4 protein-coding genes are annotated in these 7,227 nt (G+C 69.5%); 3 read left to right on the forward strand and 1 reads right to left on the reverse strand.

Annotation, left to right across the window (positions count from 1 at the left end; translation table 11 throughout):
• The first annotated feature begins 20 nt into the window (after positions 1 to 20).
• The gene (locus tag ACIOHC_RS02655) at positions 21 to 935 is read left to right on the forward strand and encodes a helix-turn-helix transcriptional regulator (RefSeq protein ID WP_365692305.1); all 915 of its coding nucleotides are present in this window, start codon (positions 21 to 23) and stop codon (positions 933 to 935) included.
• Here ACIOHC_RS02655 and ACIOHC_RS02660 read toward each other — a convergent pair.
• Positions 908 to 2,392: an MFS transporter gene (locus ACIOHC_RS02660; protein ID WP_351079159.1), complete on the reverse strand. Its 1,485-nt coding sequence runs from the start codon at positions 2,390 to 2,392 to the stop codon at positions 908 to 910. The genes ACIOHC_RS02655 and ACIOHC_RS02660 overlap by 28 nt on opposite strands.
• Before the next feature lie 70 nt (positions 2,393 to 2,462).
• Here ACIOHC_RS02660 and dusB point away from each other — a divergent pair, with 70 nt between their 5' ends.
• Together dusB and ppdK are read left to right on the forward strand one after the other, a co-directional pair.
• Positions 2,463 to 3,611, forward strand: a complete 1,149-nt coding sequence (gene dusB / locus ACIOHC_RS02665) for a tRNA dihydrouridine synthase DusB (RefSeq protein WP_351079161.1) — start codon at positions 2,463 to 2,465, stop codon at positions 3,609 to 3,611.
• A 682-nt stretch (positions 3,612 to 4,293) separates the two neighbouring features.
• The gene (gene ppdK, locus ACIOHC_RS02670) at positions 4,294 to 7,041 is read left to right on the forward strand and encodes a pyruvate, phosphate dikinase (protein WP_351079163.1); all 2,748 of its coding nucleotides are present in this window, start codon (positions 4,294 to 4,296) and stop codon (positions 7,039 to 7,041) included.
• Positions 7,042 to 7,227 lie beyond the last annotated feature (186 nt).

Here is a 7,227-nt window from a genome sequence, read left to right on the forward strand (position 1 = left end):
GCGTTCGGCACGCTGGAGGTATGACGACCATGGCGAGCGAGTCGCCCGACGTACGCGTGGTGCCCGGGGCACCGGCTCCCCAGGGGCCCGAGCCCTCCGAGCCCGACGTCCGGCGGCATGAACTCGCGGACTTCCTGCGCAGCCGCCGTGAACGGATCACCCCTGAGCAGGTCGGTCTGCCCCGCGGTCCGCGGCGGCGCACCCCCGGCCTGCGGCGGGAGGAGGTCGCCCAGCTCTCCGCGGTAGGCGTCACCTGGTACACCTGGCTGGAGCAGGCCCGCGACATCCAGGTCTCGCCCCAGGTCCTCGACGCACTCGCCCGCGCCCTGCTGCTCGACCGCACCGAGCGCGGCCATCTCTTCTCGCTCGCCGGGGCCGTCGACCCGTCGCCCGGCGCGGACTGCCCGAGCATCACCCCGGCGCTGCGCGAGATGCTGCGGCAGCTGGACCCCATTGCGGCCTGCATCCAGAACAGCCGGTACGACATCCTCGCGTACAACCGGACCTATGGGCGGCTGCTCTGCGACCTGGACGCCGTCGACCCCGACGACCGCAACTGCATGATCCTCTCCTACACCAACCCGCAGTGGCGCGCCGCCGTCGTCGATCTCCCCGAGATGAACCGGGTCATGGCCGCAAAGTTCCGCAGGTCGATGGCGGGACATCTGGCCGAGCCCGCGTGGAAGGCGCTCCTCGGCCGGCTGGAGGCGGTCTCACCGGAGTTCCGCGAGCTCTGGGCACGGCACGAGGTGGTGGGCCCCGGCGGCCGGACCAAAATCTTCCGCAACGCCCATGTCGGACTGCTCCGCCTCGACCACACCGACCTGTGGCTCGGCCCCTCGTCCGGGCCCCGCATGGTCACGTACACCCCCGCCGACGACGAGACCGCGCAGCGGCTGCGGCGCCTTCAGGCCCTGGAGCTCGCCGACGCCTGATCCCCGACCGGGGCATCCGTCGGCGTCGCCAGCCGCTCCGCGGTCCGACGTGCCGTCTCCCGGGCCCAGTGCCCACTGGTCAGCGCCCCCACCAGCAGGACGCACACCCCGCACCCCGTGAGGACCCACCAGGCGGGCTTGCTCGCGTCCACGAACGCCGCCGCGTACGCGGCGCCCCGTGGGGACCCGGTACCGGCCACGCCGGCCGCCAGCACCGCACCGATCACGGCGACCCCCAGCGTTCCGCCGACCTGCCGGCTGGTCGAGGCGACCGCCGCCGCCACACCGGCCTGCGAGCGGGGCATCCCGGAGACGGCCGTATTGGTGATCGGGGCGTTCACCATGCCGAAGCCCAGGCCGAACAGCACATAGCCGGTGAACAGCAGGACGTTGTCCGTCTCCGCGTCGAACGCGGCGAACAGCAGTCCGCACGCCGTCATGGTCACTCCCGCGACGAGCAGCGAGAGCCGCGGCCCCCGGCTGCCGACCAGTCGCCCGGACAGGGGTGCGCAGACAAAGGTCAGGGCCGCCATCGGGAGCATGTACAGACCGGCGTGCAGCGCGCTCAGACCGCGTACGTTCTGCAGATACAGCGTGTTGAGGAAGAGGAACCCGCTCAGCGCGGCGAACGCGCAGACCGCTATGACGGTGGCCCCGCTGAACGGGGCGCTGTGGAAGAACCGCAGATCGATGAGGGGCTCGGCGCGCCTGGGCTCGTACAGCAGGAGCCCGACGACCGCGAGGGCGGCGAGCGCGGCGAACGTCAGGATGCGCGGCGAGGCCCAGCCCGCCGAGGGCGCCTCGATGATCGCGTACGTCAGCGAACCGAGCAGCGCGATCACCAGCAGCTGCCCCACGGGGTCGGGGCGGCGCGGCTTCGGGGCGCGCGACTCGGGAACGTACCGCCAGGTGAGCAGCAGCGCGACGAGACCGACCGGCAGATTGATCCAGAAGATCGACCGCCAGCCGACCGAATCCACCAGCAGACCGCCGACGACCGGGCCCGCCGCCATGGAGATGCCGACGACCCCGCCCCACACCCCGATGGCGCGGGCCCGCTCGCGCGGGTCGGTGAAGGTGTTGGTGATGATCGACATCGCGACGGGATTCAGCATCGAGCCGCCCACCGCCTGCACCATCCGGAACGCCACCAGCGACTCGAGGTTCGGCGCCAGGGAGCAGAGGACCGAGCCGAGGGTGAAGAGGACGAGTCCGATCTTGAAGATCTTCCGGCGCCCGATCCGGTCGGCGGTGGAGCCCGCGAACATCAGCAGCGACGCGAGGACGAGGGTGTAGGCGTCGATCGTCCACTGCATGCCCGCGACGGTGGCGTGCAGTTCCTTCTGCATGGACGGCAGGGCGACATTGAGGACGGTGTTGTCGAGGCTGACGATCAGCAGGCTCATACAGCAGATCGCCAGTACCAGCTGCCGTCGGCGGGGGCTCAGCTCGGGCATACACGGATAGTACGGTTAACTAACGAACTCTGCTGGCGGACCGCTCCGAGCCGTACGCGACAATGGAGCAATGACCACGCTCGCCCCCTCGCCCCCGCTGCTCCGGATCGGCCCGCACACGGTGCAGCCGCCGGTGGTGCTCGCGCCCATGGCCGGCATCACCAACGCCCCGTTCCGCACCCTGTGCCGGGAGTTCTCCGGCGGCAAGGGGCTGTTCGTCAGCGAGATGATCACCACGCGCGCGCTGGTCGAGCGCAACGAGAAGACCATGCAGCTCATCCACTTCGACGCGAGCGAGACCCCGCGCTCGATCCAGCTGTACGGCGTGGACCCGGTCACTGTCGGCAAGGCCGTCCGCATGATCGTCGACGAGAACCTCGCCGACCACATCGACCTGAACTTCGGCTGCCCGGTCCCCAAGGTGACGCGCAAGGGCGGCGGCTCGGCGCTCCCGTACAAGCGGCCCCTGCTGCGCGCGATCCTCAACCAGGCGGTCTCCAACGCGGGCGGGCTGCCGGTCACCATCAAGATGCGCAAGGGCATCGACGACGACCACACCACCTACCTCGACGCGGGCCGGATCGCCGTGGAGGAGGGCGTCACGGCCGTCGCCCTGCACGGCAGGACGGCCGCGCAGCACTACGGCGGCACCGCCGACTGGGACGCCATCGCCCGGCTCAAGGAACACGTCCCGGAGATTCCCGTCCTCGGCAACGGCGACATCTGGAGCGCGGACGACGCCCGTCGGATGATGCGCGAGACCGGCTGCGACGGAGTGGTCGTGGGGCGCGGCTGCCTGGGCCGCCCCTGGCTCTTCGGCGACCTGGTGAGCGCGTTCGAGGGTACGCGGACGCGGCGGGCGCCGGCTCTCCGCGAGGTCGCCGACGTCATGCTGCGGCACGCGACGCTGCTGGGGGAGTGGATCGGCGACGAGACCCGCGGCGTGATCGACTTCCGCAAGCATGTCGCCTGGTACCTCAAGGGCTTCTCGGTCGGCTCCGAGATGCGCAAGCAGCTGGCGATCACCTCGTCGCTGGACGAGCTGGGTGGGCAGCTGCGGGAGCTGGACCTGGATCAGCCGTGGCCGGAGGGCGCGGACGGGCCGCGCGGGCGCACCTCGGGCAACAACCGGGTCGTGCTGCCGGACGGCTGGCTGAAGGACCCGTACGACTGCGCGGGAGTGAGCGCGGACGCGGAGCTGGACACCTCGGGCGGCTGAAGAGGCGTCGCCAGGGGCCCGACCGGGGCCCGGTCGGGCCCCTGGGCCCTTCCGGGCCCTTCGGGTTTTCCGGGCTCCTCACCGCCCCTCACGCCCCTCACGTCCCTTGAGGAGGCACGTGACGCAGAGGCACCGCGTGCCTCTCTCTTTACATTGCTCATCTGAGCGCCATATTCGGCCGGATTCGGCGATATCGAGCCAAGTAGCGGTCCGGCTGGGGCCTCATCGCGCACGGTGCATCGAATTCACTCACGCTGAGCTGCCTCTTGATGATCACTGGGTGACCGTCGGTCGCCGCACAGGCGTCCGGATGGTGACATCTGAGCGTCGATCGTAGAGTGATTCTCGCCACCCTGAGAGTTGGTCCGCTCAGATGAGCGTGAATTTGGGAGTTGCACTTCTCAAATGGTGGCACTCGGTGCCAAGCGGCTCCACTTTGATCGATCGACGCCACCCTTGCGCTGTGTGGTCAATGTGAGGATCTCTCCTTGCGCTGAGTGCTCATTCATTCAAGAAGTGAATACGATCCCTCGATCGAGGGACAGGTCCCGTCACTTTCGATCTGCTGGCGGACGGGTGGTTGAGGCCTCATGACGCGCAAGTGGACGTACCAGGGCACCTTCGATCTGGGTATGTTCCTCGCCGTCAGGGCAGCCACCGCGTCCTCGAGGAGTCGAGACCCGTGTCGGAAAACAAAGATTCCCACGTATCCACCCCGGATTCCCGGGACCCGCAGGGCCAGAAGTTCGTCTATGACTTCACCGAGGGCAACAAGGACCTGAAGGACCTGCTCGGCGGGAAGGGGGCCAACCTCGCCGAGATGACCAATCTCGGACTCCCCGTCCCTCCGGGCTTCACCATCACCACCGAGGCGTGCAAGGTCTACCTCGGCAGCGGTGAGGAGCCGACGGAGCTGCGAGCCGAGGTCAGCGCGCATCTCGAAGCCCTTGAGGCACGGATGGGCAAGAAGCTCGGCCAGGCGGACGATCCGCTGCTGGTCTCGGTCCGCTCCGGCGCGAAGTTCTCGATGCCCGGCATGATGGACACGGTTCTCAACATCGGCCTCTCCGACGAGTCCGTGGCCGGCCTGACCGCCCAGGCCGGTGACGAGCGGTTCGCCTGGGACTCCTACCGGCGCCTCATCCAGATGTTCGGCAAGACCGTCCTCGGCGTCGACGGCGACCGCTTCGAGGAGGCGCTGGAGGCGGCGAAGGAGGCCAAGGGCGTCACGGTCGACGTGGACCTCGACGCGGCCGACCTGAAGAAGCTGGTCAAGCAGTTCAAGAAGATCGTCTCGCGGGACGCCGGACGGGACTTCCCGCAGGACCCGCGCGAGCAGATGGACCTGGCCATAAAGGCCGTCTTCGACTCGTGGAACACCGACCGGGCCAAGCTCTACCGCCGTCAGGAGCGCATCCCCGGCGACCTCGGCACGGCCGTCAACGTCTGCTCGATGGTCTTCGGCAACCTCGGCCCGGACTCCGGTACGGGTGTCGCGTTCACCCGTGACCCGGCCAGCGGCCACCAGGGCGTCTACGGCGACTACCTGCAGAACGCACAGGGCGAGGACGTCGTCGCCGGTATCCGCAACACGGTGCCGCTCGCCGAGCTGGAGTCGATCGACAAGAAGTCGTACGACCAGCTGATGCAGATCATGGAGACCCTCGAAACGCACTACAAGGACCTGTGCGACATCGAGTTCACCATCGAGCGCGGCCGGCTCTGGATGCTCCAGACCCGGGTCGGCAAGCGCACCGCCGGTGCCGCCTTCCGGATCGCCACCCAGCTCGTCGACCAGGGGCTGATCGACGAGGCCGAGGCGCTCCAGCGGGTCAACGGGGCGCAGCTGGCGCAGCTGATGTTCCCGCGCTTCGACGACGAAGCCGCCACCGAGCTGCTGGGCCGGGGCATCGCCGCCTCGCCGGGCGCCGCGGTCGGCAAGGCCGTCTTCGACTCGTACACCGCGGTGAAGTGGTCCCGCTCCGGCGAGAAGGTCATTCTCATCCGCCGCGAGACGAACCCCGACGACCTCGACGGCATGATCGCGGCCGAGGGCATCCTGACCTCGCGCGGCGGCAAGACCTCGCATGCCGCCGTCGTCGCCCGCGGCATGGGCAAGACCTGTGTCTGCGGCGCCGAGGACCTCGAGGTCGACACCAAGCGCCGCCGGATGACGGTGGGCGGCCGGGTCATCGAGGAGGGTGACGTCGTCTCCATCGACGGTTCCACCGGCAAGGTGTACCTCGGTGAGGTCCCCGTCGTGCCGTCCCCGGTCGTCGAGTACTTCGAGGGCCGGATGCACGCGGGTGCCGACGACGCCGACGAGCTGGTCGCCGCCGTGCACCGGATCATGGCGTACGCGGACCGGGTGCGCCGGCTGCGGGTGCGGGCCAATGCCGACAACGCCGAGGACGCGCTGCGGGCCCGCCGCTTCGGCGCCCAGGGCATCGGCCTGTGCCGTACCGAGCACATGTTCCTCGGTGAGCGCCGTGAGATGGTCGAGAAGCTGATCCTCGCGGACACCGACGCCGAGCGCGAGGCGGCGCTGGAGGAGCTGCTGCCGCTCCAGAAGGCCGACTTCATCGAGCTGTTCGAGGCGATGGACGGACTGCCCGTCACCGTACGGCTGCTTGACCCGCCGCTGCACGAGTTCCTGCCCGACATCACCGAGCTCTCGGTACGTGTCGCGCTCGCCGAGTCCCGCAAGGACGCCAACGAGAACGACCTGCGACTGCTCCAGGCGGTCCACAAGCTGCACGAGCAGAACCCGATGCTCGGTCTGCGCGGCGTCCGTCTCGGTCTCGTCATTCCCGGCCTGTTCGCCATGCAGGTCCGGGCGATCGCCGAGGCCGCGGCCGAGCGCAAGAACGCCAAGGGCGACCCGCGTGCCGAGATCATGATTCCGCTCGTCGGCACGGTCCAGGAGCTGGAGATCGTCCGCGAGGAGGCCGACCAGGTCATCGCCCAGGTCGAGGCCGCCACCGGCACCCGGCTGAAGCTGACCATCGGCACCATGATCGAGCTGCCGCGTGCCGCGCTGACCGCCGGTCAGATCGCCGAGGCCGCGCAGTTCTTCTCGTTCGGCACGAACGACCTGACGCAGACGGTGTGGGGCTTCTCCCGTGACGACGTGGAGGCCTCGTTCTTCACCGCCTACCTGGAGAAGGGCATTTTCGGGGTGTCGCCGTTCGAGACGATCGACAAGGACGGCGTCGGCTCACTGGTCCGCAGCGCCGTCGCGGCCGGCCGGGCCACCCGCCCGGACCTGAAGCTCGGCGTCTGCGGCGAGCACGGCGGCGACCCGGAGTCGGTGCACTTCTTCCACGAGGTGGGCCTGGACTACGTGTCCTGCTCCCCGTTCCGTATCCCCGTCGCCCGCCTGGAGGCGGGCCGGGCGGCGGCGGACTCGACGGGCAGCGACAGCCGCTGACCCGGCGCCCTGGGCCCCGGGGCCGCCGAAGGCTCACTCGTACCCTCACCGAGCCGACGGCGGCCCCGGAACCACCGAAGGCGGGGGGGCCCCCCCGGGGGGGGGCGCCCCCCCCGTTTTTTTTGGGGGAAAAGGGTGTTGGGGGTGGGGCGTTTTTTTTGCCCCCCCCGCACGTTAATAAACAAA

Origin of the sequence: Streptomyces sp. NPDC088252, from assembly GCF_044740965.1 — a bacterium.
GTDB lineage: Bacteria > Actinomycetota > Actinomycetes > Streptomycetales > Streptomycetaceae > Streptomyces.

Bases quoted from the DNA above. Each gene is read 5' to 3' on its own strand.
- ACIOHC_RS02655 (WP_365692305.1), top strand. From the start codon at position 21: ATGACGACCATGGCGAGCGAGTCGCCCGACGTACGCGTGGTGCCCGGG.
- ACIOHC_RS02660 (WP_351079159.1), bottom strand. From the start codon at position 2,392: ATGCCCGAGCTGAGCCCCCGCCGACGGCAGCTGGTACTGGCGATCTGC.
- dusB (WP_351079161.1), top strand. From the start codon at position 2,463: ATGACCACGCTCGCCCCCTCGCCCCCGCTGCTCCGGATCGGCCCGCAC.